The organism is Tenacibaculum crassostreae, assembly GCF_964512405.1.
Lineage (GTDB): Bacteria > Bacteroidota > Bacteroidia > Flavobacteriales > Flavobacteriaceae > Polaribacter > Polaribacter crassostreae.
Map to the genome: position 1 here is coordinate 521,995 of NZ_CAZELE010000005.1, position 23,680 is coordinate 545,674.

General features: G+C 31.7%; 27 protein-coding genes. 13 read left to right on the top strand and 14 right to left on the bottom strand.

Annotation, left to right across the window (positions count from 1 at the left end):
- Nucleotides 1-14 precede the first annotated feature (14 nt).
- Nucleotides 15-395: a Rid family detoxifying hydrolase gene (locus tag ACKTST_RS07805; protein WP_408047188.1), complete on the top strand. Its 381-nt coding sequence runs from the start codon at nucleotides 15-17 to the stop codon at nucleotides 393-395.
- A gap of 78 nt (nucleotides 396-473) precedes the next feature.
- Entirely contained in the window at nucleotides 474-1,076 is a 603-nt protein-coding gene (locus tag ACKTST_RS07810) for a hypothetical protein (protein ID WP_408047189.1), read from the top strand.
- A gap of 248 nt (nucleotides 1,077-1,324) precedes the next feature.
- Here ACKTST_RS07810 and ACKTST_RS07815 read toward each other — a convergent pair whose 3' ends face one another.
- From ACKTST_RS07815 to pfkA, 3 genes are all read right to left on the bottom strand, one after another.
- On the bottom strand, nucleotides 1,325-1,687 hold the full coding sequence (locus ACKTST_RS07815) for a methylglyoxal synthase (protein ID WP_408047190.1): 363 nt from the start codon (nucleotides 1,685-1,687) through the stop codon (nucleotides 1,325-1,327).
- 67 nt (nucleotides 1,688-1,754) lie between these two features.
- A complete protein-coding gene (gap, locus tag ACKTST_RS07820; protein WP_408047191.1) occupies nucleotides 1,755-2,747 on the bottom strand; it encodes a type I glyceraldehyde-3-phosphate dehydrogenase in 993 nt (330 codons plus the stop codon).
- 22 nt (nucleotides 2,748-2,769) lie between these two features.
- Nucleotides 2,770-3,753: a 6-phosphofructokinase gene (pfkA, locus tag ACKTST_RS07825; RefSeq protein ID WP_408047232.1), complete on the bottom strand. Its 984-nt coding sequence runs from the start codon at nucleotides 3,751-3,753 to the stop codon at nucleotides 2,770-2,772.
- 195 nt (nucleotides 3,754-3,948) lie between these two features.
- On the opposite strand from pfkA, the gene ACKTST_RS07830 reads away from it, so the two are divergent.
- Nucleotides 3,949-5,676 carry a sodium:solute symporter family protein gene (locus ACKTST_RS07830; protein WP_408047192.1) on the top strand — a complete coding sequence of 576 codons (1,728 nt, stop codon included), beginning with the start codon at nucleotides 3,949-3,951 and terminating at the stop codon, nucleotides 5,674-5,676.
- Nucleotides 5,677-5,700: 24 nt separating this feature from the next.
- Here the strand turns inward: ACKTST_RS07830 and ACKTST_RS07835 are convergent, their stop codons facing one another.
- On the bottom strand, nucleotides 5,701-7,071 hold the full coding sequence (locus ACKTST_RS07835; RefSeq protein WP_408047193.1) for a tetratricopeptide repeat protein: 1,371 nt from the start codon (nucleotides 7,069-7,071) through the stop codon (nucleotides 5,701-5,703).
- 205 nt (nucleotides 7,072-7,276) lie between these two features.
- On the opposite strand from ACKTST_RS07835, the gene ACKTST_RS07840 reads away from it, so the two are divergent.
- Nucleotides 7,277-7,618 (top strand): DUF2853 family protein, encoded by a 342-nt coding sequence (locus tag ACKTST_RS07840; RefSeq protein ID WP_408047194.1) that lies wholly within the window; start codon nucleotides 7,277-7,279, stop codon nucleotides 7,616-7,618.
- A gap of 90 nt (nucleotides 7,619-7,708) precedes the next feature.
- Complete coding sequence (locus ACKTST_RS07845; protein ID WP_408047195.1) at nucleotides 7,709-9,133, top strand: L-serine ammonia-lyase; 1,425 nt, start codon at nucleotides 7,709-7,711, stop codon at nucleotides 9,131-9,133.
- Nucleotides 9,134-9,135: 2 nt separating this feature from the next.
- Here the strand turns inward: ACKTST_RS07845 and ACKTST_RS07850 are convergent, their stop codons facing one another.
- The 3 genes from ACKTST_RS07850 to ACKTST_RS07860 all read right to left on the bottom strand — a co-directional run bounded on the left by ACKTST_RS07850 (nucleotide 9,136) and on the right by ACKTST_RS07860 (nucleotide 11,401).
- The gene (locus ACKTST_RS07850; RefSeq protein WP_408047196.1) at nucleotides 9,136-9,771 is read right to left on the bottom strand and encodes a SanA/YdcF family protein; all 636 of its coding nucleotides are present in this window, start codon (nucleotides 9,769-9,771) and stop codon (nucleotides 9,136-9,138) included.
- Nucleotides 9,772-10,530, bottom strand: a complete 759-nt coding sequence (gene yaaA, locus ACKTST_RS07855) for a peroxide stress protein YaaA (protein ID WP_408047197.1) — start codon at nucleotides 10,528-10,530, stop codon at nucleotides 9,772-9,774.
- Nucleotides 10,531-10,624: 94 nt separating this feature from the next.
- Entirely contained in the window at nucleotides 10,625-11,401 is a 777-nt protein-coding gene (locus ACKTST_RS07860) for an MBL fold metallo-hydrolase (RefSeq protein WP_408047198.1), read from the bottom strand.
- Between the two features lie 81 nt (nucleotides 11,402-11,482).
- Between ACKTST_RS07860 and ACKTST_RS07865 the strand changes: the two genes are divergently transcribed.
- The 4 genes from ACKTST_RS07865 to ACKTST_RS07880 all read left to right on the top strand — a co-directional run bounded on the left by ACKTST_RS07865 (nucleotide 11,483) and on the right by ACKTST_RS07880 (nucleotide 14,568).
- Entirely contained in the window at nucleotides 11,483-12,925 is a 1,443-nt protein-coding gene (locus ACKTST_RS07865) for a TonB-dependent receptor (protein WP_408047199.1), read from the top strand.
- Between the two features lie 64 nt (nucleotides 12,926-12,989).
- Nucleotides 12,990-13,535, top strand: coding sequence for an RNA polymerase sigma factor (locus ACKTST_RS07870; protein ID WP_408047200.1), 546 nt, complete (start codon nucleotides 12,990-12,992; stop codon nucleotides 13,533-13,535).
- A 33-nt stretch (nucleotides 13,536-13,568) separates the two neighbouring features.
- Nucleotides 13,569-14,096, top strand: a complete 528-nt coding sequence (locus tag ACKTST_RS07875) for a hypothetical protein (protein WP_408047201.1) — start codon at nucleotides 13,569-13,571, stop codon at nucleotides 14,094-14,096.
- Between the two features lie 16 nt (nucleotides 14,097-14,112).
- Nucleotides 14,113-14,568, top strand: coding sequence for a sensor of ECF-type sigma factor (locus tag ACKTST_RS07880; protein ID WP_408047202.1), 456 nt, complete (start codon nucleotides 14,113-14,115; stop codon nucleotides 14,566-14,568).
- 9 nt (nucleotides 14,569-14,577) lie between these two features.
- On the opposite strand, the gene ACKTST_RS07885 is transcribed toward ACKTST_RS07880, so the two are convergent.
- The 4 genes from ACKTST_RS07885 to ACKTST_RS07900 all read right to left on the bottom strand — a co-directional run bounded on the left by ACKTST_RS07885 (nucleotide 14,578) and on the right by ACKTST_RS07900 (nucleotide 16,515).
- Complete coding sequence (locus ACKTST_RS07885; RefSeq protein WP_408047203.1) at nucleotides 14,578-14,778, bottom strand: hypothetical protein; 201 nt, start codon at nucleotides 14,776-14,778, stop codon at nucleotides 14,578-14,580.
- A gap of 134 nt (nucleotides 14,779-14,912) precedes the next feature.
- Nucleotides 14,913-15,179, bottom strand: coding sequence for a hypothetical protein (locus ACKTST_RS07890; RefSeq protein WP_408047204.1), 267 nt, complete (start codon nucleotides 15,177-15,179; stop codon nucleotides 14,913-14,915).
- A gap of 22 nt (nucleotides 15,180-15,201) precedes the next feature.
- Nucleotides 15,202-15,828 carry a CatA-like O-acetyltransferase gene (locus ACKTST_RS07895; protein ID WP_408047205.1) on the bottom strand — a complete coding sequence of 209 codons (627 nt, stop codon included), beginning with the start codon at nucleotides 15,826-15,828 and terminating at the stop codon, nucleotides 15,202-15,204.
- The gene (locus ACKTST_RS07900) at nucleotides 15,829-16,515 is read right to left on the bottom strand and encodes an HAD family hydrolase (protein WP_408047206.1); all 687 of its coding nucleotides are present in this window, start codon (nucleotides 16,513-16,515) and stop codon (nucleotides 15,829-15,831) included.
- Nucleotides 16,516-16,998: 483 nt separating this feature from the next.
- On the opposite strand from ACKTST_RS07900, the gene ACKTST_RS07905 reads away from it, so the two are divergent.
- Complete coding sequence (locus ACKTST_RS07905) at nucleotides 16,999-17,349, top strand: hypothetical protein (protein ID WP_408047207.1); 351 nt, start codon at nucleotides 16,999-17,001, stop codon at nucleotides 17,347-17,349.
- An 83-nt stretch (nucleotides 17,350-17,432) separates the two neighbouring features.
- Here ACKTST_RS07905 and ACKTST_RS07910 read toward each other — a convergent pair whose 3' ends face one another.
- The 3 genes from ACKTST_RS07910 to idi are packed head-to-tail and all read right to left on the bottom strand — an operon-like array spanning nucleotide 17,433 to nucleotide 19,344.
- The gene (locus ACKTST_RS07910; RefSeq protein WP_408047208.1) at nucleotides 17,433-18,404 is read right to left on the bottom strand and encodes a type I phosphomannose isomerase catalytic subunit; all 972 of its coding nucleotides are present in this window, start codon (nucleotides 18,402-18,404) and stop codon (nucleotides 17,433-17,435) included.
- A gap of 3 nt (nucleotides 18,405-18,407) precedes the next feature.
- Nucleotides 18,408-18,821: a 6-pyruvoyl trahydropterin synthase family protein gene (locus ACKTST_RS07915; RefSeq protein WP_408047209.1), complete on the bottom strand. Its 414-nt coding sequence runs from the start codon at nucleotides 18,819-18,821 to the stop codon at nucleotides 18,408-18,410.
- A gap of 1 nt (nucleotide 18,822) precedes the next feature.
- Nucleotides 18,823-19,344 (bottom strand): isopentenyl-diphosphate Delta-isomerase, encoded by a 522-nt coding sequence (gene idi, locus ACKTST_RS07920; protein WP_408047210.1) that lies wholly within the window; start codon nucleotides 19,342-19,344, stop codon nucleotides 18,823-18,825.
- 107 nt (nucleotides 19,345-19,451) lie between these two features.
- Here idi and ACKTST_RS07925 point away from each other — a divergent pair, with 107 nt between their 5' ends.
- From ACKTST_RS07925 to ACKTST_RS07935, 3 genes are read left to right on the top strand one after another with little or no spacing between them, the layout of a single operon-like run.
- Nucleotides 19,452-21,038 (top strand): peptide chain release factor 3, encoded by a 1,587-nt coding sequence (locus ACKTST_RS07925; RefSeq protein ID WP_408047211.1) that lies wholly within the window; start codon nucleotides 19,452-19,454, stop codon nucleotides 21,036-21,038.
- Nucleotides 21,028-22,599 (top strand): hypothetical protein, encoded by a 1,572-nt coding sequence (locus ACKTST_RS07930; RefSeq protein ID WP_408047212.1) that lies wholly within the window; start codon nucleotides 21,028-21,030, stop codon nucleotides 22,597-22,599. Before ACKTST_RS07925 ends, ACKTST_RS07930 begins: the two co-directional genes overlap by 11 nt.
- A 50-nt stretch (nucleotides 22,600-22,649) precedes the next feature.
- Entirely contained in the window at nucleotides 22,650-23,579 is a 930-nt protein-coding gene (locus ACKTST_RS07935; RefSeq protein ID WP_408047213.1) for a peptidylprolyl isomerase, read from the top strand.
- Nucleotides 23,580-23,680 lie beyond the last annotated feature (101 nt).

Here is a 23,680-nt window from a genome sequence, read left to right on the forward strand (position 1 = left end):
ATAAAACAACCAACATGAAAAAAATAATAACTACTAGTAAAGCTCCAGCTCCAATTGGCCCGTACAATCAAGCTGTTTTAAGCGGAAACACTTTATACACTTCAGGGCAAATAGCTATAAATCCTGCTACTGGAGAGTTAGTACTAGACTCTATTGAAGCAGAAACCGAACAAGTAATGCAAAACATGAAAGAAGTATTAACTGCTGCTGACATGACTTTTGAAAACGTAGTTAAAACCTCGATCTTTATTTCAGACATGCACAACTTTTCTAAGATAAACGCTGTGTATGCAACCTATTTTAATGAAGCTACTGCTCCTGCTCGTGAAACAGTTGAAGTTGCCAACTTACCTAAGTTTGTAAACGTAGAAATTAGTATGATAGCTATTAAATAAATTAAAAAGACTTCATTATCGGACGATATTAATCATTAAAACGACGGATATCTTAACCGTTAGACACAAATAAGAAAATTGGAATTTATAATTGAGATATCAAGAAGAAAAAAAAGTTTTACTGAATATCCAGTAATTAGAGAATTAGTTGGTTTAGGAATTGCTGTTTTTGGACTATTAACTATTTGCTTTTTTGTTATTATAGTTGCTCCATTTGAATGGTTAAAAAATAAACTTTTTAAAACAAAAGCCGGTGCTGAGATTGATGAATTAAACACATTATTTAAAACGGACAAGTATCATTTAACGTTAGATTTTATTGATGACCCAAACCCTGAACATCAAATAGCACTTGATTTTATTTATTCAATTGTTGAATTTCACGATGAAATGCCTGTATTTATAGTGAAAAATAAAGGACAAAAAACGGAACTCGACGATTCTTATCTTACCGCATTTGAGCATAAAATAAATAATAATTTATTACTGCAAAGAGTTAGGCTGGGTGAAAACTCATTACCAACATCTGAACTAATTGAGTTTGTAACCAAAACTGGTGAGGTTATAGTTCATAAGGAAATTGGAATTTATGAATTAGATGGTTTCGATTTAAAAAAGAATAAAATTACTGGAGGAACAATGAAAGAATATATTGAAATAGAAATAAAAACCAGTACCTAACACGATGTATAAAACATAGCTAATAAATGCTAAACTGAAAGGTTTGTGCATATTTATAAAGTCTACCTAATTTTTAATTTGGCTTTTAAAAAGAGAAAAATTAAAAACAAAATATAAAAATTCAGCTCTGTGTTAACCCGAAAATTTAGTATCTTTTACACGCTACGTTTCATACACAAGTCAGATAGCGATACATATTAACAATTCATCATAAAAAAAGAGAAACTATTATGTTTCTCTTTTTTCTTTTAAATCGCTTTAATTAATAATTCTGCGGTAGATGGGTTTGTTGCTAACGGCACATCGTGCACGTCGCACAAACGCATTAACATAGAAATATCTGGTTCGTGCGGGTGTTTTGCTAACGGATCTCTAAAAAACAACACCATTTGGCATTTTCCTTCCGCTACTCTACCCGCTATTTGTGCATCACCACCAATTGGTCCAGACAAATATTTGGTTACTTCAAAACCTGCTTTTTCAGCTTTTTCTCCTGTAGTTCCAGTAGAAATTAGTTTTATACTTTTTTGATGTAAAACATCTTTATGTTCATTTAAAAACTGAACCATTTCAGCTTTCATTCCGTCGTGTGCTATAATTGCTATTTCCATAAATAGTGTTTAAAAAAGTATTCCCGCAAAAAAGCGGGAATACAATATTACAAAATATTTTATGCTTTTATAAAGAAGCTGAATACTCTAATAAATCTACAATTTTGGTAGCGTATCCGTATTCGTTATCGTACCAAGAAATCACCTTGAAAAAGTTTGCATTTAACTCTAAACAAGCGTCAGCATCAATTACAGAAGTTCTTGTTTCAGAAACAAAATCTTGTGATACTACTTCATCTTCAGTATAACCTAAAATTCCTTTTAAGTCTCCTTCTGAAGCTTCTTTTAAGGCTGCTAAAATTTCTTTCAACGAAGTTTCTTTTTCGGTTCTAAATGTTAAATCTACCAAAGAAACATCTGGTACAGGAACTCTTACTGCCATACCTGTTAATTTCCCTTCTAATTCTGGAATAACCTTTGTTACAGCTTTTGCAGCACCTGTTGATGTTGGAATTATATTGTTTATAACCGAACGCCCTCTTCTCCAAGCTTTGTTAGGACCATCAACAACATTTTGAGTTGATGTAGCTGCATGAACCGTTGTCATTAACCCTTCTGTTAATCCAAACTTTTCATGAATAACTTTAGTTAAAGGTGCTAAACAGTTTGTTGTACACGATGCGTTAGAAATAATGTTGTCATCAGCAGTAATTTCTTTATGGTTTACACCCATAACATACATTTTTGCATCTTTAGAAGGCGCCGAAATAATTACTTTTTTCGCTCCTCCAGTAATATGCATTGCAGCTTTTTCTTTATCGGTAAAAAATCCTGTAGACTCGATTACATACTCTGCTCCTACTTCATTCCATTTTAAATTTTCTGGATTTCTTTCTGCTGTAATTCTAATTGATTGACCGTTTACAACAAGATTTCCGTCTTTTACCTCAACATCTCCATCAAAACGACCATGTACTGAATCATACTTTAACAAATAGGCTAAATAATCTACATCTAACAAATCGTTAATTGCCACAACTTGAACGTTGTTTCTTTTCATTGCAGAACGGAATGCTAACCTACCAATCCTTCCAAATCCGTTAATTCCTATTTTTATCATTCTTTTAAATTTATATTCTTAATTAAGTGGTCATAATATCAGATACTCTTAATAACTCAGTATCTATATCGTGTTGACCTTTGATTGCTTTTTCTAAATCTGTAGCAACTACCTTATTGTCTTTTAATCCAACCATAAGGTTTGTTTTTCCGTCTAATAACAATTCAACAGCACTTACTCCTAACCTACTTGCTAAAACTCTATCAAAACAAGTTGGTGAACCTCCACGTTGCATATGTCCTAACACAGAAACTCTTACCTCGTATTCAGGTAAGTTTTTCTCAACATAATCTGCCAATTCAAAAACATTTTTTCCTGTTTTATCTCCTTCGGAAACCACTACGATACTTGAAGACTTACCAGTTCTTCTACTCTTTTTTAACGATTCTAACATTCTTTCTAATCCTAAATCTTCTTCAGGAATTAAAATTTCTTCAGCTCCTGCACCAACCCCAGCGTTCAACGCAATAAAACCTGCATCTCTTCCCATAACTTCAACAAAGAAAAGTCGATTGTGTGATGATGCGGTGTCTCTAATTTTATCGATAGCTTCTACAGCAGTATTCAATGCCGTATCGTATCCCAACGTATGGCTGGTACCAGAAATGTCGTTATCTATAGTCCCAGGGATTCCTATAATCGGGAAATTGTATTCTTTATTAAAAACGACTCCTCCTGTAAAAGAACCATCTCCACCAATAACTACCAACGCATCAACATTGTGTTTTTTTAAGTTCTCAAAAGCTTTTTTTCTACCTTCTTCGGTTCTAAACTCTTTTGAGCGTGCCGATTTTAAAATCGTACCACCTTTATGGATGATGTTATTTACACTTCTTGCAGTTAACGGAACTAAATCTCCTTCAATCAATCCTTGATACCCTCTATAAATCCCCATACATTCTGTACGATAATATGCACAAGTTCTTACCACAGATCGAATTGCTGCGTTCATTCCTGGAGCATCCCCTCCAGAAGTCATTACTGCTATTTTTTTTACTTTTCTCATAAAACGAACATCAAATTTACTCATTTTTCGTCATTTTACAGCAAAAAACCACAAATTACTTTTTAGTTTTCTCATTGCATAAAAGCTACCATAAGCTATTTTAAATATCAAGTAAAATTCTGTTATTACTCTCTACCAAAAACCTATTATGGGTTTTCATTTTATTTAATTACATTTAGCAACAAATAAAAAAACATGGTACTAACCTCTCTTGATTACATCATTATTTTCGGATTTTTTATCCTATCATTATTCATCGGTTTATGGGCATCTAAATCGGCAGGTAAAAACAGTTCTGAATTCTTTTTATCTGGAAGAAATATGCCTTGGTGGCTTTTAGGAGTATCAATGGTTGCAACCACTTTTGCTGCCGACACCCCAGGATTGGTAACCGAATTGGTAAGGAAAAACGGTGTTTCTGGTAACTGGGTTTGGTGGGCGATGTTGCTTACAGGAATGTTAACCGTGTTCTTTTACGCTAAATTGTGGCGTAAATCGGGTATTACAACTGATTTAGAATTTTACGAATTACGTTATTCTGGTAAAATGGCTGGTTTTTTAAGAGGTTTTAGAGCTATTTATTTAGGAGTAATTTTTAACGTAATTACCATGGCAGGTGTTTGTTTAGCTGGAGCCAAAATTGCAAATATTTTATTAGGTATTTCACAAGAAGAAATGCTTTTATATTCCTCTATAATTGTGGTAATTTATTCTTCTTTAGGCGGATTAAAAGGTGTTTTACTTACTGATTTTGTTCAGTTTTTAATCGCTATGATTGGTTCTGTTTGGGCAACAGTATACATTATTGGTTTGCCTGAAATTAACGGACTATCAAACTTATTAACGCATCCAAATGTTAGCGGTAAACTTGCAATGCTTCCAGATTTTTCAAATACAGAAGCTTTAATCACATTATTTATCATTCCGTTTGCTGTACAATGGTGGAGTACTTGGTATCCTGGTGCAGAACCAGGTGGTGGTGGTTATATTGCACAGCGTATGTTAGCTGCTAAAGATGAAAAAAACGCTACTTGGGCTACTCTATTTTTCAATTTTGCTCATTATGCTTTACGCCCTTGGCCATGGATTATTGTTGGATTAGCTTCGTTAATTATTTTTCCTAGTTTAGAAAGTATGAATCAAGCATTTCCTAGTTTAACTACCGAAATGCAAGGTCATGATGTAGCCTATGCTGCAATGATGACTTACCTGCCTGCTGGTTTGTTAGGAATTGTTTTAACATCACTTATTGCAGCTTTTATGAGTACCATTTCTACTCAGTTAAACTGGGGGAGTTCGTATGTGGTAAATGATTTTTATAGCAGATTTATCAATACAAATGCTACCGAAAAACAAAAAGTTATTGTAGGTAGAATTTCTACTGTTTTATTAATGTTATTTGCTGCATTATTTTCTTTCTACTTACAATCAGCGAAAGGTGTTTTTGATTTATTACTACAAATTGGTGCTGGAACAGGACTTTTATTTATACTTCGTTGGTTCTGGAGCAGAATTAACCCGTATAGTGAAATTGCAGCAATGGCTATTTCTTTTTTAATTGCTGTTTTCTTTTTTATCAATGGAAAACTTGATACTCCTATAATTGAAATTGCAGGTTATTGGCAATTAATTATAGGTGTTTTTGTTACTACAATTGGTTGGGTTATCGTTACTCTTTTAACACAACCTACTGATGCCGAAACTTTGAAAAAATTCGATCAACTTATTTTTGAAGAGGATAATAAGTTTAAAAACATCGGTTATAAAGTTGTTGGTTTTATTACAGGTACAATCGGAGTTTACAGCTTCTTATTTGCTACTGGTAATTGGATTTACGGTAACATAGTTTTAGCTACAATTCTTTCAGTAGTTACTATACTAAGCGTGATAGTTCTAAGAAAAATCTGGAAGTATATCAGTTAAAAGTGTAATAAATAGTTTAAAAACTTACTCAATAACATTTTTATGCTTTGAAATTAAATTTTGAACTCTACTGTTTTCAAAAACAGTTGGGTACAATTCTTTTATAATTGTGTGATATTCAAAATCAATTACCAAAGCGTTTTGTAAGTGCGTTAAACTATATTCTTCTTTCCCTAAAACCATAAACAATCCACAAAGTCTATACTCTATTTCTGCAAATTCTTTATAGATTTTTTTAGCCTTTATAAGTGTTGATAAAGCTTCGTTAAACTCTCCTAAGAATAGTAATAAATCAGCTAATGCCACATAAATCTCAATTTCAACATCACCTAAAGACAAGCAAGTTTTAAACGCTTCAACAGCTTCTTCATAAAAACTAAGTTTTAAATTGATGTCTCCATAACGTCTCCAATACAACACGTTACTTTCATCAATTTGAATTGCTTTATTGATGTAATACAGTGCTTTTTGATAGTTTCCTTGGCTATAACAAGCATTGGTTAGTAAAATCCAACCTCTATCTAAAAGCGGATCTTCATGCACTGCTTTTTTATAAAAGTTTATAGCAGTAGCAACATTATCTAGCTTTTCATAACATTCACCCATTCTAACATAGGCATAAGCTGTGGGATCGTCTAACTCTAAAGTTACCGAATAATTTTCGATAGCTTCCTCATAACGTTTTAACTCCTCTAAAGTTTTTGCTTTTTCAAGATATCCACCAATAAAACTATCGTCAATCAATACAGCATAATCAAAAGAAGTTAATGCTTCTTTAAACATACCAATTTCAAAATACTGTTTTCCTAATTGATGCCACGCAACTTCACAATACGGATTTTTATCAAGATATACATTCAAAAACTGAATGGCTTCTTCGTGATTTTCTTCCATATCAAAACAATACACAATGTTATAGAGAGATGAATAATCTTCAAAATCTACCTCTATACATTTTGCGAAATTTAGACGTGCGTTTTCAAAATCATCTAAATACAAATACTCCATACCAATCATCGACCAAATATCAGCCGGATCTTCTATGTATTGTAAAGATTCTTTTAAAATCGCAATAGCTTCGGTGTGTTTTTTCTTTTTCGACAAAATAATTGCCTTTTGAATAAACACCTCATCGTTATGTGGTTCTACAGCTTCTATGTTAGATAACATCTTGATTGCTTCTGGCAATTTATCTTCAAAAATTAAAATTTCAACTTTCATTAATTTCAATTGAATTGAAGAAGGATGTTGCTCTAACCCTAACTGAACTGCTTTTTTTGCCAATGATTGTTTCCCAATATTTAAATAATGCTCTACGATTGTTTCAAACTCAGCAGCATCAAAAAAATATACCTCATTGGTTTTCAACATAGATTCAAATTTTGATAATGACATAGGCAACAGATTTGAATTCATATAAATTTACTACAAGAACAATACCTTTTTAAATAAAAATCTAATTGTTTTCAACAATTTAATTAACAAAACCAATAACAATCACTTAATAGCGTTAAGTTATTTGAAAGAATAAATTATTTTTTTATATTTGAAAGAATTAAAAATTCAAGAAAAATTCATACTTAATTTTAAACAAAAAATCATGAGTAAATTTGACGAAAAAGTAGCACTTTATAAGAAGTTTATGGACGATAGAGATATCCGTTCTAACACTGAGTTGTTAACAGCAGTAACTAAAGGATTAGGTCCTTCTATCTATAAAAATGATGCTGAAACTGTTTCAGGTAGCGATGCTAAAGAATTAGAAACTGTAAAGAAAAACTTCTTAATGAAAAAATTAGGTTTAGCTGATAGTCCTGCTTTAGACAAAGCTATTGACGAAGTAATGGAAAGAATCGGAAGATCTGAAAGAAACAAGTACCGCGCTGTTGTGTACTATATGTTAGTTAAGAAATTTGATAAAGAGTCTGTTTACGGAATGTAATCACTCTCTTTTTTATATAAAATTAAATCCTGTATTTACTTTTGAATACAGGATTTTTTTATTTTAGCCCTCTACAAACAACTTACATTTATGTCGCAATTTATTAGCGTTTTTGATATGCTTAAAATTGGTGTAGGACCATCTAGTTCTCACACATTAGGCCCTTGGAGAGCAGCCCAACAATGGATTTTGGAATTAAAAGAAAACAATATATTTCCTTTAATTGAAGAAGTAAAAGTAGATTTATATGGTTCGCTTTCATTAACAGGAAAAGGACATGCGACAGATTTAGCTGTTTTATTAGGTTTAAGTGGTGCCGATCCTGAATATGTACCTATTGAGAGTATCGACGTAATTATTAGTGATATTCAAAATAAAGAACAGTTATTTTTTAACAACGAAAGAAATATTCCGTTTTTTAAAGACTCGGTTACATTCAATAGAGATTTTCTTCCTTTTCACGCTAACGGAATGACTTTTAGAGGCTATGCTCAAGGAGTAGAAATTTCAACTGAAACTTACTACTCTATTGGTGGTGGTTTTATAGTTCAAGAAAATGATCACCTTGCTGAAGATATTGAAATAAACAAACAGAACTTTCCTTTCCCTATTAACAGAGCTACTGAACTTGAAGCCTATTGTGAAAAGGAAAACCTACATATTTCTGATATAGTTTATCAAAATGAATTGGTTGTTAATTCTGCAGAAGATATTGACAAAGAACTTCATCGTATTTGGAGCACTATGTTAGAATGTATGTACATAGGCTGCCATACCAAAGGAATTTTACCTGGTGGATTAAACGTAAAAAGACGCGCATTTGAAACCCATCAAAAACTAATAAAAGATGCTGAATACACCAACCAAGAAGAATGGATTACAGCTATTAGAGGTACTGAAGTAAAATTTCGTGAAATTTTAAAATGGGTAAGTTGTTTAGCATTATCTGTTAATGAAGTGAATGCTTCTTTAGGAAGAGTTGTTACGGCACCTACAAACGGAAGTGCAGGTGTAATTCCTGCAGTTTTAATGTATTATTTGGTGATTGAAAATCACGAAGCAACTTTTCAACACGTTAAAAAGTTCCTATTAGTTGCCGGCGAAATTGGAAGTATTTTTAAAAAAAACGCTACTATCTCTGCTGCTATGGGCGGTTGTCAAGCAGAAATTGGAGTTTCTTCTGCCATGGCTGCTGCTGCGTTAACTGAATTACTTGGCGGTACTCCAGCACAATGTTTAGTTGCTGCTGAAATCGCTATGGAACATCATTTAGGATTGACTTGCGATCCTATTGGCGGATTGGTACAAATACCGTGTATTGAGCGCAACGCTATGGGAGCTATTAAAGCAATTAATGCTGCTGAATTGGCTTTAGAAACCAATCCTGAAGATTCTAAAGTTCCTTTAGATAAGGTAATTGATACCATGTGGGAAACCGCTAAAGATATGAATCGAAACTATAAAGAAACTTCTGAAGGTGGCTTAGCAGTTACTGTTCGTTTAGCGGATTGTTAAGATTAGTCTATCACGATAGGTTTCCCTAAAAATTTAGGCTGAACATTAAAGAGAATATCAACAAAAACTTTTACCCTTGCTAGATATTCTCTAAACTTAACTTTTATTGCTTTTTTACCTGTAACTTCTTTAGCATTAAAACCAATTGCTTTAATATCAAAATAATCAGCTAAATACAAAGCTCTCTCATTATGAAAGGGCTGTGAAATAATTGTTATTGAAGTTTGTCCAAATATCTCTTTAATTCTTACAACTGAGTCTAAAGTTCTGAACCCAGCATAATCTAAAAATATTTTATTCTCAGGTATACCAGAGGCTATTAAGTCTTTTTTAAATTCAGTAGGTTCATCATAGCTTTTAGAACCATTATCTCCACTTACTACTATAAAATCTATTTTTTTAGCTTTGAATAATTCAACCGCTGCATCAATTCTAAATTGATAATACAAATTAATTCTACCATCAACCAAATATTTGGCTGTACCTAATAATAAACCAACCTTATTTTTTGAAATGTTTTCTGTATCATTAAACAGTTTTCCTTTTGCATTATTTTCAATAGCGCTATTAGAAAAATATATAGAAGCAGCAATAATGATACTTCCGAAAAGTAAAACAAAAGCTATTTTTCTTTTCATTTACCTAGTAAAAACTAATTCTGTTTCGGTTGACATTTCTTGAGAAAAACCATAACCTTCAACATCAAAACTTTTTAATTGGTCTAAAGTTTCAACATTATTATCAATTATATAACGAACCATTAATCCGCGGGCTTTTTTAGCAAAGGTCATAATGGTTTTATATTGTCCGTTTTTAAAATCTTTAAAAACAGGAGTAATCATAGGTACTTTTAAGGTTTTCTTCGGAAGCGCTTTAAAATATTCAGAACTCGCTAAGTTGATTAATAGTTCATCATCTGCCAACTCATCATTTAACGAATCAGCCAAAGTAGTGTCCCAAAATTTATATAAATTCTCTGTTCTACCTACTTTTAGTTTGGTTCCCATTTCTAAACGATAAGGCTGAATTAAATCTAGCGGTTTTAACAATCCATATAATCCTGATAAAATTCTAAGTTTATCCTGTAATGTAGGAATTTTGTCCTGCGAAAGAGAATTCACATCAATTCCTCTATAAACTTCACCCGTAAAAGAAAACACTGCTTGTTTAGCATTATCTAAAGTAAACGGTGGTTGCCATTGCTGATTTCTATCGTAATTTAAACTTGCTAAGTCATCAGAAATCTTCATCAACTCCCCTATTTTTTTTCTAGAAAGTGTTTTTAACTTCTTATTTAGTTTTTCTGATTTCTCTAAAAACCTAGGTTTTGTATATAACTCAGTTGTTGCTTTAGTTTCAAAGTCTAACGATTTTGCAGGTGAAATAATAATCTTCATTCAAAAAATATTTAGGGTAAAAATAAGAAGCAATTTTAACTTCGTCAATTACTTTGTGTAATTAATATTGATTGTTATATCGATAAACTCAATACTAAATTTGTAAACCGTCGTAAGCTAAAAACACATTTTCAGGCAATTCTTTTTCAACTTCATCATGCAAACCTAATAGTTCACTTATATGTGTTAAATACGCTTTTTTTGGTTTAATTTCTTCAATAAAACTAAGTGCTTCCTCTAAGTTGAAATGTGTATTATGAGGTTCTTTACGAAGCCCTGTAACAATTAAAACATCTAAATTCTTTAGCTTTTCTTTTTCTTCTCCTGAAATTGTTTTGATATCTGTAATATAGGCTACATTATTAAAACGATATCCTAAAATTGGTAAATCACCATGCATGACTTCAATGGGAGTTACCGCTACTCCATTCAACTCAAGATTATTTTTATGAGAAATTATAATAGGGGCTACACTTGGCGCACTTGGATACCTATTTTCGATAGCAAAAATATAATCATAGCGTTTTTTTAAAACATCCAACACTCTTTCTGATACATAAATAGGAACAGGACCTATTTGAAAACAATACGGACGAATTTCATCCAATCCTGCTATATGATCTGCATGTTCATGAGTAAATAAAATTCCGTTGATTGATGCTACTTCTTCTCGAATCATTTGCTGACGAAAATCTGGTCCGCAATCAATTACATAATTAACATCATCCCAAGAAATTAAAATTGAAGAACGTAAACGTTTGTCTTTCGGATTTTTAGATAACGCAACAGGATGTTTACTAGTTATCATCGGAACTCCTGTTGAAGTTCCCGTACCTAAAAAAGTTATTTTTAATTGTTTTTTTTCTTTCATTTTCATCACAAAAATACGACAAAAATTGTCTGGTCGTTCCTAATTTCAGTACATTTGTATTACGTAACAAAAAATAGTAAAATGGCAATTACGTTAAAAGGAGATCAAAAAATAAACGCGGTACCAACTACCAAAATGAAAGCGTTAAAAATTAATTTAAACGCACATATTTACGGAACTTTTGCAGAAATTGGAGCTGGTCAAGAAACTGTACGTAACTTTTTTAGAGCCGGTGGTGCATCGGGTACTATTGCAAAGGCAATGAGCGCTTATGATAAAGACTTCTCTGATGCTATTTATGGTATTGAAAAAGACAACAGATATGTTACCGAGCCTCGATTAAAAAAGATGCTTAAGCATGAAATGGATTTAATTGAAGAGCGTCTTGATCGTCATAAACACCCAGACAAACTATTTTTTAGTTATGCAAACACTGTAGCAACCATTAACTTCACCAAGAAATTCAAAGGTCATGGTTGGGTTGGTATTCGTTTTCAGTTAGATCCGTTAGAAGATTATAACGAAATCGTTTTACACCTTCGTTTTAGAGAAACCGATGCACGTCAACAACAAGAAACCTTAGGGGTTTTAGGTGTAAATTTAATTTACGGTGCCTACTATTTAAACGATAATCCTAAAGACTTATTAAAATCGTTCTACGATAATATTGACAAAGATCGTTTAGAAATTGACATGATTAATTTCTCTGGACCGCGTTTTATGTATGTAGATAATCGTTTAATGAGTTTACAGTTAGTTAAAAACGGAATGACCAATGCTGTTATGTTTGGTCCTGATGGAAATAATCTTCTACCAGCTCAAGTTTTATACAAAAAAAACATATTAGCGCTTCGTGGCAGTTACCGACCAGTTACTAAAGTTAACATGGATATGTTTGAACGCTCTAAAGAGCTATTCTTCGCCGAAAACAAAGTAGATGCAGATAAAACTAAAGTAATTTTTGAGATTACGTTAAGCAACCTACGTGCAGAAGGAGAAATTAACGAGCGTGATTTCTTAGACAGAGCAGAACTTCTATGTTCTTTAGGGCTTAATGTAATGATTACAAACTACCAAGAGTATTTTAAACTTGTAGAGTACTTTAGTGAATTTACTAAAGAACGCATGGGATTAGCTATGGGAGTTTATAACTTAATCCAAATTTTTGATGAAAAATATTACCGTGATTTAAGTGGTGGTATTTTAGAAGCTTTTGGTAAACTATTCTATCGCGATTTAAAAGTGTATATGTATCCTTATAAAGATGATGAAACTGGTGAGTTTATCACTAGCGAAAACTTAAAGGTACACCCAAGAATGAAAGAATTATACAAATTCTTTAAAAATAATGGCCGATTAATTGATATCGAAAACTTCAATCCTGAAATTTTACATATTTTCTCTAGAAAAGTATTAAAGATGATTAAAAATAACGAAGAAGGATGGGAAGAAATGCTTCCTAAAGGAGTTTCGGAAACCATTAAAGAAAAACGATTATTTGGTTGCACAAAAAAGCTGAAGTAATTTTTTTCAGTTTTCTTTTAAACCTTTTACTATCTTTAAAGTCTAACAGCTAAAACTTTTTTAGTTGATTGACGAAATTATACTTATCGATCAGTTACAGCAGACTACCACAAAAGAAACTGCCTTTAAACAATTAGTATCGCAATACAAAGAGCGATTGTATTGGCATATTCGAAAAATTGTAATTTCTCATGACGATACCGATGATGTTTTACAAAACACCTTTATCAAAATTTTTAAAAATATTGATGGTTTTAAAGGGGATAGTAAATTATATTCTTGGATGTATAGAATTGCAACAAACGAATCGATAAGTTTCATCAACAAAAAAGCAAAAGAGAAAAATATTGACATTAGCGATTACCAACAACAGCTAGTGTCAAATCTTAATAGTGATCTTTGGTTTACTGGTGATGAAGTGCAACTTATTTTACAAAAAGCTATTGCTACGTTACCCCAAAAACAACAGCTAGTTTTTAACATGAAATATTTTGAAGAAATGAAATACGAAGAAATTTCTGATGTACTAGAAACTTCGGTAGGCGCTTTAAAAGCATCATATCATATAGCTGTAAAAAAAATTGAACACTTTATAAAAAACTATAATTAAACCTTTTAACAAAAAAACAGTCTTACATAAGTAATGAGTAAAGAGTTAAAACATAGCATAGATTTTTTAAACCAAAAAGTTGGTAAAGAAACTGGTTTTTCTACTCCAGAAAACTATTTTAATGAAGTTGAAGATACCATTTATGCTTCAACCATTATTAATAGTTTTTCTAAAGAAAAGCCTTTTTCTACTCCTGCAAATTATTTTAACACTATTGAAGATTCAATTCTTTCTAAAATAAATTCAAAAGAAAAAGAAGTAAAGGTAATTTCTCTTCGTAAGCGTATCTTACAATATGTTCCAACAACAGCTGCCGCTTCGGTTTTACTTTTTGTTGGTATTAATTATTTTAACACCCAAAAAACAACTTTAGACGATATAACTATTAATGAAATAGAATCTTGGTACGAAAATGGCTATGGTACTACTTATAATGAAGAGTTAGCTTCTGCAATTAGCATTGCCGATATAGAAGAAGAACTTTTTACTTCTATTAGTGAAGAAAGTATAGAAGACTATATAATTGTTAACAACACCCTATTAAGTGATGATATTGAATAAAAAAACACTAATATTCTTGTTTTTAATCTTAGGTAGTTTTTTTACCCAAGCGCAAACAAGAAAAGGAAATGCAGAAAAAATTCGTGCTTTTAAAGTTGCTTTTCTTACTGAAAAATTAAATTTAACTGAAGAAGAAGCGCAAGATTTTTGGCCACTTTACAATGTGTACGATAAAAAAATGATGCAACTTCATAGAGAAGAACGTTATAGCATCAAGAAAAAAATAAAAGACTCTGGTGGATTAGATAGTTTGTCTGAAAAAGAATCGAGGTTAGTTTTTGATAAAATTAAATCGGTTACAAAACTACAATATGAAACTAAAAATGATTTTTATAACAAGCTTCCTAAAGTACTTCCTTATAAAAAGATTTTACAGTTAGAAATTGCCGAATATGAATTTCACCGTAAGCTTATTAGAAAACTTAAAGGTGATAGAAAAGAGTATCAAAAAATAAAAAAGGGAACTAATTAGTTCCCTTTTTTATTTTTTATCAACTATTGCTAAACAAACGTATAAATCTGGTTTATTAGCTGTAAATTGTCTAAGCCAAATAGTTAGTTCATCTATTTCGTAAGGTAGTAATCTACTTAAAGCTTTTTCAAGCTCTTTACAAAACAAATCGGCGTTAAAACTAACCTTTTGCAGTACAGTTTTCGTGTACTCATACATAGCTCTTGCCATATCTTTATTGGGGTTAAAGTGGTTTATTTCAGAACGTAATTTACAAAATTATATTACATCTTATATGTTAAATTTTCAATAAAAAAGCGAAACTTAAATAAGTTTCGCTTTTTAAATTGACAGTTTATATAATACTATAAACTATTAACTTTCTCTATTAAAGCATTTGCTTTAGTTTCTAACTCAGCATTAATTGCTTTGTAGTGAGCTTTCTTATTTTCTACGTTTTTTGCGTTTACCTTTGCAATTAACTCATCAAAAGTTTCAATTACCTCATCAACAATAGCATCTGCCTTTGCTTTATCTGAATCTGGATTTAACTCCTTAGAAATTTGACAGATAGTAATAATATCTCCTAATGTGTAATTAATATCTTTCTTTAAATTTTTTACGCTTGACATAATTATAAATTTTGCTGCAAAATTAATCGATTTTATCTAATTCTTGCTGAAATTTTTGAAAAAACTGTCCAACATGATATCCATCAGCCAATGCATGATTAACGTTTATTGCCACTGGTAGTATTTTTTTACCGTTTGTTTCTTTAATCTTACCAAATGATAATTGTGGTACACTATCATTTTTATTACCTGAAAAAGGTTCTTTATGCCCTGTAAAACTCACCCAAGGAATCGCCGAACAGTGAATGCAACCAAGAGAATATTTTGGAGGAAATAAATTAGTAGAATTTTCTATCCTCTTTTTTTCTTGTTGAAAATTATGGTTAAACTCTTCGAAATCTTCAGAAAAAAGAACATACGAAAATCCGAAAGTATTATCCTTTCTAGCTATTGTTGGAGACGCATTAATCACATCGTAAATAGCTATTTTATCTTCTTCTATCCTATATTTAAAATTTTCAACCGCATTAATTGCTTTCATACAGGCGTGAAGGTATCGAACAAAAAATGAGTTTCCTTTTTCTTTAGAAGATAAATATGCTTTCGTTACATCAACATCAGCAACCAAACCAAAAGTTGGGTCTGTTAAAGTTCTAAAATGCTCAAAATGTTGTTTTCTATTCCAGTTATCAATATCTAAATACTTCATTTATAAAAAACTTAATACGTCGGTAATTGTTGAAACTGTTTTGTACTCATCTGTTTTTTGGTCATCGTTAACTTCTTCATGCGCCCAAGTTGTATGAAACGGAACATGTATAGCGGTTGCTCCTATTTCTAATAAAGGCAACACATCTGATTTTAATGAATTTCCAATCATTAAAAACTCTGCAGGATTGATATCTAAGCGTTTTACTAACTTTTTATAATCAGCTTTTTTCTTTTCACTCATTACTTCTGTATGATGAAAATATTTTAATATTCCTGATTTTGCTAGTTTTCTTTCTTGATCTAATAAATCTCCTTTTGTGGCTACAATTAGTTTATATTTTTTACTTAATTGTTGTAATACCTCTTCTACTCCATCTAATAATTCAATAGGTTTTTCTAACATTTCTTTTCCTATTTCTAAGATGTCTTCCATCTTTTTAGGATTGATTTTATAGTTAGAAATTTCTAAAGCACATTCTACCATAGACAACATAAAACCTTTCACTCCGTAACCATAAATTTTAAGGTTTTCTATTTCCTTTTTAAATAATTCTTGGTGGATTTTATTTTCCGTTTCATAATCTGATAATAGCTTAGCAAATTCATTTTCTGCATCTCGAAAATAAGTTTCGTTTACCCAAAGTGTATCATCAGCATCAAAAGCTATAACTTTAATATTTTTCATAAATAACCTGTAATTACCTTTCAAAGATACAGTATTTAAACCACCTTATTAAAACCGATTTATTATAGATTGATAAAACTTTAACACTAATTAATTTCTTTATTCTACTGATTATTAAAAAGTTTTGCTACATTTGAACACTCATGAAAGCGCTTTTACGCACATATACACTTATTTGTAACACGATTAATTCTATGTCGTGTACTAATCGTATGCATAAACAATATGTACATGTTACCGTTAAAAGCACTTATAAAAACAAGTATAAACAACGATTTTAATACAAATCAATTTACAATAAACTTACAAAGGTGCTTTTTACAAAAAGCACCTTTTTTTATTTACTAATATTTTAAATTTTAATCATTATGAACACAGCAAAAAACCGTATTCGATTCAACAAACATGTAACAACCTTTATGTACTCAGTACAAAACCCTTTTTACAGAGATCCTGAATTACTAATACTAAACCCTTAAAAAAATGAAAACTTTAAATACTTCACAAAACATAAAAAATCAGTTTGTTGTTAACAAGAAACAAGTTAGCAAAAACAAGGTGTTAAAGACTTCTATCTTATTTGACAAGATTGAGTCTAACCTGCAATCTTCACTTAATTTATACAAAAACTCTTCTGATTTGAGTTTTAAAAGCATTGATTTTAATCTTATTGAAAATGCTTATTTGAATGATAAACTCATTATTCAAAATAATATTAAAAAATTGAGTACTACTGAAGTTGTTTTAAACATTACAGTATCAAAAAAAGAAGAAAAGAAACAAGATATTATTTGTAGCGCTGTATTCGGCTACACTTTAGAAAAAGCTTCTTAATCGTTCTATGGTTGAGCAAAAACTCAATCATAAATTTTAAGTTAGTTTGATTTGTTTATAAGCTTAAGAGAAACCTCTTAAGCTTATTTTATATAAGTTTCTAATAATTCTGATTGGCTGCTCGAAGAAATTTCAAAATCGGTAATACAAGCAGGAACTAAAATAGTTTCTCCCATCTTTACCTTTTCTTCTTGATTCTTATAACGGAAGATCACTTCACCTTTAACACACATGTAAATAACAAAGCTATCTTTAGTTGAGTTATCTATTTGTACTTCTCCCTCTATCGGAAGCATATTAGTTGTAAAATACGGACAAGTAACTACTTCGTTAGTTATATTCTCTTTTTTTGAATATGGAGTTTTATATGAGATTTGAGAAGAAAAATCGATAGCTTTTAATGCTTTTTCAGTGTGTAATTCTCTATAATTACCATCAATATCTTTTCTATCCCAATCGTAAATTCGATAAGTTAAATCTGATGTCTGCTGAATCTCTGCAATCACCACACCTGCTCCAATTGCATGAACTCTACCTGGTGGCACAAAATACACATCTCCTTCACTTACTTCATCAACATTTAAAATATCAACTAATGTTTTCTCTTTTAAGTGGTGTAAATATTCTTTTGTATCAGAATCATTTTTAAAACCAATAATGATATTTGAGCCTTCATCTGCTTGCACAACATACCACATTTCAGTTTTTCCGAAAGATTCTTGAGCATCAGCTAAAGCATCATCAGGGTGCACTTGAATACTTAAAACTTCTTTAGCATCAATAAATTTTATGAGTAAAGGAAACTCATTTCCAAAAGTTTCATATACATGATTACCAACTAAATGGTATTGATATTCTTTTAAAAGTGCTCTTAAAGTTTTTCCTTGTAAAGCACCATTAGAAATAATAGATTCATCTCCATCTACATCAGAAATTTCCCAACTTTCACCTATATTATCTCCCTCAAAGTTTTTGTGAAGTAGCTGGTTAAGTTTTTCCCCTCCCCAAATTTTTTGCTTTAAAATTGGAGTAAATCGTAGTAGTTGGTCTATCATAAATTAGTTACCTCTATAAGTTACGTAATTTCTTGGTGTTTCGTATAGTGTAACTTCTAAGTCTAAATTTTCTGGAATACTTACACGTAACTTATTATAAATTACTACCGAGATGTTTTCTACTGTAGGGTTTACGTTTTTAAATTCTTCAACTTCAATATTCAAGTTTTTGTGATCTAAAACATCTTCAACCTCTACTTTTATTAAGTCTTTTAATTTACCTAAATCGTATACATATCCTGTTTGTTTATCAATTTCACCCGTTAACGATACAATTAACTCATAATTATGTCCGTGATAATTAGGATTGCTACACTTACCAAAAACTTCAAAGTTTTTTTCATCAGACCAATCTGGATGAAATAAACGATGCGCTGCATTAAAATGTGCTTTTCTATGAACAGTTACTTTTGGCATGTTAGATAAACTTAGATATTTTATTGTAAGACTCTTTAAAAATTATTTTAAACCACGCTGTATATTTCTCTGGATGATTTTCTATATCAGCTTTAACATCTTCTAAAAGCATCCATTTGTACGAAGCCACCTCTTCTTGGTTTATATGAGGTTCGTCGTTAAATCGACCAATCATTACATGATCCAATTCATGTTCTGTTAAGCCATTATCAAACGGAGCTTTATAAATGAAAGAAAACACTTCTTCTAATTCACAAGAAAACCCCATTTCTTCTTGTAATCTACGTTTTCCTGCTACTATATTAGATTCACCTTCACGCTGATGCGAACAACACGTATTGGTCCATAATAACGGAGAATGGTATTTTTCAGCAGCGCGTTGTTGTAACATTAATTCATTTTTATCATTAAAAACAAATACCGAAAAAGCTCTATGTAACAACGCCTTTTCATGCGCTTCAATCTTCTCCATTAATCCTATCGGATTATCTTGCTTATCAACTAAAATTACGTGTTCTTTCATCTTAAAAATATACGAAAAGCAAACTTACAAAATTGATACCAGTTCAACAATTAAACCTTTTGAACAGTTCGCTTTAAAATGTATCTTTGCAACCTTAAAATTTATAGATGAGTTTTTTAGAAGAAATACAGAAGAGACGTACATTCGGAATTATATCACACCCCGATGCTGGTAAAACTACCTTAACCGAAAAATTATTACTTTTTGGTGGAGCAATTCAAGAAGCTGGGGCGGTTAAAAACAACAAAATTAAAAAAGGAGCTACTTCCGATTTTATGGAAATTGAGCGCCAACGTGGTATCTCGGTAGCAACTTCTGTATTAGCTTTCATTTATAAAGACAAGAAGATTAATATTCTTGATACACCTGGTCACAAAGATTTTGCTGAAGATACCTTTAGAACCTTAACTGCGGTTGATAGTGTTATTGTTGTAATTGATGTTGCAAAAGGAGTTGAGGAACAAACCGAAAAATTAGTAGAGGTTTGTCGTATGCGTAAAATACCGATGATTGTTTTCATTAACAAATTAGACCGTGAAGGTAAAGACGCTTTTGATTTATTAGATGAAGTTGAGCAAAAACTTGGTTTAAAAGTTACTCCGTTAAGTTTCCCTATCGGAATGGGATACGATTTTAAAGGAATTTACAACATTTGGGAGAAGAAATTAAATATTTTCTCAGGAGATAACAAAACTGTTATATCAGAAGGTGTTGAATTTGATGATGTAAACAATCCTGAATTGGATAAAATTGTCGGAGAAAAATCTGCAAACACACTTCGTGAAGAATTAGAATTGGTATACGAAGTATATCCTGAATTTGACCAAGAAGCTTACATAAAAGGTGATTTACAACCAGTTTTCTTTGGTTCTGCTTTAAATAACTTCGGAGTAAAAGAATTGTTAGATTGTTTTATTGATATTGCTCCGAATCCGCAACCAAAACAAGCTGAAGAGCGTTTGGTTGACTCTAAAGAAGATAAACTTACCGGATTTGTTTTTAAGATTCATGCAAACATGGATCCGAAGCACCGAGATCGTTTAGCTTTCGTAAAAATTGTATCAGGGACTTTTAAGAGAAACACTCCTTACCTACATGTTCGTAACGGTAAAAAAGTAAAATTCTCGAGTCCGAATGCTTTTTTCGCTGAAAAAAAAGAAATCGTAGAAGAATCTTTCCCAGGTGATATTGTGGGATTACACGATACAGGAAACTTTAAAATTGGTGATACTTTAACTGAAGGAGAACAATTAAACTTCAAAGGAATTCCTAGTTTCTCTCCAGAACATTTCCGTTATGTAAACAATGCTGACCCAATGAAAGCTAAACAATTATATAAAGGTTTAGATCAGTTAATGGATGAAGGTGTTGCACAGTTATTTACTTTAGAAATGAATGGACGTAAAATTGTTGGAACTGTGGGCGCACTTCAGTATGAGGTAATTCAATACCGTTTAGAACATGAATACGGAGCTAAATGTTCATACGAAAACATTGCAGTTCATAAAGCGTGTTGGGTAGAGCCAGAAGATCCAAAAAACGAAGAATTTAAAGAATTTAAACGTGTTAAGCAACGTTATTTAGCAAAAGACAAACAAGGTCAGTTAGTATTTTTGGCGGATTCTCAGTTTACTATTCAAATGACGCAAAGTAAATACCCAACAGTAAAATTACATTACACAAGTGAGTTCTAAAAAACACTATATAGCCTTTTTTCTCTTCTCTCTTTTCTCTTCTCTAATAATAAATAGTCAAGAGAATTTATCGAGTTTAAAAGGAAAAGAATTACACAATAAAGTTCGTTTGAATTTTATTCCTGTACATATGCCTTCAGTAAAATTCCCTGAACTAAAACCAACTATGGGGTTAGCGGGATTACATTATCAAATTCCTATCAACGATTGGTTGTATGGAGGAGCTGGGTTCCATTTTGCAGTAACAGGTGATCAAGGAGGATTATTCACTTTAGGTGCAGAACTAGGAATCAACAAACAACTGTATAAAAACTTATATATTGATGCTAACTTCCATTTTGGAGGTGGTGGTGGTTATCGTTACTTAGTAAATGATGGTGGATTTATCAACCCAAATATCGGGTTGCAATACAAAAAGAATGATTATTCCTTCGGAATACAATACAGTCATGTTAACTTTTTATCTGGTGAAATTAAAAGTAACTCGGTTTCTTTCTTTGTAGAAATACCGAGTGTTTTACGTTTTACCGACTATGACAAAGCACATCAAAAGTTTTTAGCAAATAATCTTTCTTCTAATAGCTTTTGGAGCAAGCCAGCTGTTAAAAATGTACAGCAAATTCGTTTTGACTTCTTTAAACCAATAGGTAATTCAAGAAAAGATGATGCAAATAACCAAGAACCTTTAACAGAAACTCTATCTGTTATTGGATTTGAATACCAGAAATATTTAAACGAAAACACTTTCTTATTCGCTCATACCGATGCTATTTACAAAGGATTACGAGCTGGTTTTATGGATTTATTTATTGGTGCAGGATATCATCCTTACCAATCAAAATACATCAATATTTTCGGGAAATTAGGAATTGGTGCTGCCGGTGGTCGTGTAGCTCCTGAAGGTGGATTAATGATCTATCCTTCCGCAGGAATCGATTTAAAATTATTTAAAAACATAGCAATTAGTGGTCACGGTGGATATTATCGTGCTATTGCAGGTGATTTAGAAGCCTACACTTACGGTTTTGGTTTAAAATATTTCGGGCTAAATGGAGGAACTTCTTCCGAAAAAAACAATACGTATTACACACAAGGATTACGAGTAGAAGTACAAAATCAAAGTTATTTTGATGTTGCTAAATTTGATCCTAATAATGATAATAATAGATACTCTGTAGATTTACAATTAATTGGTTTAAAAGCGAATTACGATTTAAATAACTGGTTGTACATCGTTGGTGAAGCTGGTTTTGCTTACGACGGTGGTTCTGGTGGTTATGCACACGGATTAGTAGGTTGTGGTATGTATAGCCCACGTTTTTTCAACGATAAAATGCGTGCTTTTATAGAAATTATGGGAGGTGCTGGTGGAGGTGCTGGTGTTGATACTGATGAAGGAATTATTACCCGACCCCTTCTTGGATTGAGTTATGACGTAACAAATCAAGTTTCTTTAATCGCTTCAGGAGGTAAATATTACTCACCTTTTGGCAACGTAAATGCAAACAATATTAACATAGGCTTAAGCTTTAACCTTTCAACTTTATCAGTAAAGAACTAACTTTGCTTTTTCTTCGGAAAAAGTAGTTTTATATATAAATAAGAGAAAAAATGGATAACGGAATTTATGCAAAGTTCACCACACCAAAAGGTGATATTTTAGTAAACTTAGAATACGAAAAAACTCCTGGAACTGTAGGTAACTTTGTTGCTTTAGCAGAAGGAAACTTAGAAAACTCAGCAAAACCTCAAGGAACTCCTTATTATAACGGATTAAAATTTCACCGTGTAATCGCTGACTTTATGATACAAGGTGGTTGCCCACAAGGAACTGGTACTGGAAACCCTGGTTATAAATTTGATGATGAAATTCATCCAGAATTAAAGCACGATGCTCCAGGTAAATTATCTATGGCAAACGCTGGTCCAGGAACCAATGGTTCTCAATTTTTTATTACTCATGTTGAAACTCCGTGGTTAGACGGTAAACACACTGTTTTTGGTAGTGTTGTTGAAGGACAAGATGTTGTTGATGCTGTTGCACAAGGAGACGAAATGAATGTGGAGATTATTCGTGTGGGTGAAACTGCTGAAAAATGGAATGCAGTTGAAGCTTTTAGAACTTTTGAAGGAGCTCGTGAAAAACGTGAAGCTGAAGAAAAAGCGCGTCAAAAAGAATTATTAGACTCTGTTGCGGCTGGATACGATGAAACTCCAAGCGGATTGCGTTACAAAATCTTACAAAACGGAGACGGAAAACAAGCTACTAAAGGAGCTATGGTTTCTGTTCACTATAAAGGTCAGTTATTAGATGGAACTGTATTTGATTCTTCATACAAGCGTAAGCAACCAATCGATTTTGCTATCGGTGTTGGTCAAGTTATTGCTGGTTGGGATGAAGGGATTCAATTATTAAAAGTTGGTGATAAAGCTCGTTTAGTAATTCCTTCAAACTTAGCATACGGTTCACAAGGTGCAGGTGGAGTAATTCCTCCAAACGCTACCTTAATTTTTGATGTTGAGTTAATGAACGTAAAATAAACGTAAAATCAATCATAATTAAAAGGCTTTCGATTATTCGAAAGCCTTTTTTACTTAATTCTAATTTAACATCCATAACATTTTAAAAAACATCAGTTAAC

Excerpts from the sequence above, each read along its gene's own strand:
- pfkA (WP_408047232.1), bottom strand. The coding sequence starts at position 3,753 with ATGAGAAAAGTAAAAAAAATAGCAGTAATGACTTCTGGAGGGGATGCT.
- ACKTST_RS07830 (WP_408047192.1), top strand. The coding sequence starts at position 3,949 with ATGGTACTAACCTCTCTTGATTACATCATTATTTTCGGATTTTTTATC.
- ACKTST_RS07915 (WP_408047209.1), bottom strand. The coding sequence starts at position 18,821 with ATGCCAAAAGTAACTGTTCATAGAAAAGCACATTTTAATGCAGCGCAT.
- ACKTST_RS07805 (WP_408047188.1), top strand. The coding sequence starts at position 15 with ATGAAAAAAATAATAACTACTAGTAAAGCTCCAGCTCCAATTGGCCCG.
- ACKTST_RS07925 (WP_408047211.1), top strand. The coding sequence starts at position 19,452 with ATGAGTTTTTTAGAAGAAATACAGAAGAGACGTACATTCGGAATTATA.
- ACKTST_RS07815 (WP_408047190.1), bottom strand. The coding sequence starts at position 1,687 with ATGGAAATAGCAATTATAGCACACGACGGAATGAAAGCTGAAATGGTT.
- ACKTST_RS07900 (WP_408047206.1), bottom strand. The coding sequence starts at position 16,515 with ATGAAAAATATTAAAGTTATAGCTTTTGATGCTGATGATACACTTTGG.
- yaaA (WP_408047197.1), bottom strand. The coding sequence starts at position 10,530 with ATGAAGATTATTATTTCACCTGCAAAATCGTTAGACTTTGAAACTAAA.
- gap (WP_408047191.1), bottom strand. The coding sequence starts at position 2,747 with ATGATAAAAATAGGAATTAACGGATTTGGAAGGATTGGTAGGTTAGCA.
- ACKTST_RS07835 (WP_408047193.1), bottom strand. The coding sequence starts at position 7,071 with ATGTCATTATCAAAATTTGAATCTATGTTGAAAACCAATGAGGTATAT.
- ACKTST_RS07860 (WP_408047198.1), bottom strand. The coding sequence starts at position 11,401 with ATGAAAGAAAAAAAACAATTAAAAATAACTTTTTTAGGTACGGGAACT.
- ACKTST_RS07910 (WP_408047208.1), bottom strand. The coding sequence starts at position 18,404 with ATGATAGACCAACTACTACGATTTACTCCAATTTTAAAGCAAAAAATT.
- ACKTST_RS07895 (WP_408047205.1), bottom strand. The coding sequence starts at position 15,828 with ATGAAGTATTTAGATATTGATAACTGGAATAGAAAACAACATTTTGAG.
- ACKTST_RS07840 (WP_408047194.1), top strand. The coding sequence starts at position 7,277 with ATGAGTAAATTTGACGAAAAAGTAGCACTTTATAAGAAGTTTATGGAC.
- ACKTST_RS07845 (WP_408047195.1), top strand. The coding sequence starts at position 7,709 with ATGTCGCAATTTATTAGCGTTTTTGATATGCTTAAAATTGGTGTAGGA.
- ACKTST_RS07905 (WP_408047207.1), top strand. The coding sequence starts at position 16,999 with ATGAAAACTTTAAATACTTCACAAAACATAAAAAATCAGTTTGTTGTT.
- ACKTST_RS07885 (WP_408047203.1), bottom strand. The coding sequence starts at position 14,778 with ATGGCAAGAGCTATGTATGAGTACACGAAAACTGTACTGCAAAAGGTT.
- ACKTST_RS07875 (WP_408047201.1), top strand. The coding sequence starts at position 13,569 with ATGAGTAAAGAGTTAAAACATAGCATAGATTTTTTAAACCAAAAAGTT.
- ACKTST_RS07890 (WP_408047204.1), bottom strand. The coding sequence starts at position 15,179 with ATGTCAAGCGTAAAAAATTTAAAGAAAGATATTAATTACACATTAGGA.
- ACKTST_RS07935 (WP_408047213.1), top strand. The coding sequence starts at position 22,650 with ATGGATAACGGAATTTATGCAAAGTTCACCACACCAAAAGGTGATATT.
- idi (WP_408047210.1), bottom strand. The coding sequence starts at position 19,344 with ATGAAAGAACACGTAATTTTAGTTGATAAGCAAGATAATCCGATAGGA.
- ACKTST_RS07865 (WP_408047199.1), top strand. The coding sequence starts at position 11,483 with ATGGCAATTACGTTAAAAGGAGATCAAAAAATAAACGCGGTACCAACT.
- ACKTST_RS07850 (WP_408047196.1), bottom strand. The coding sequence starts at position 9,771 with ATGAAAAGAAAAATAGCTTTTGTTTTACTTTTCGGAAGTATCATTATT.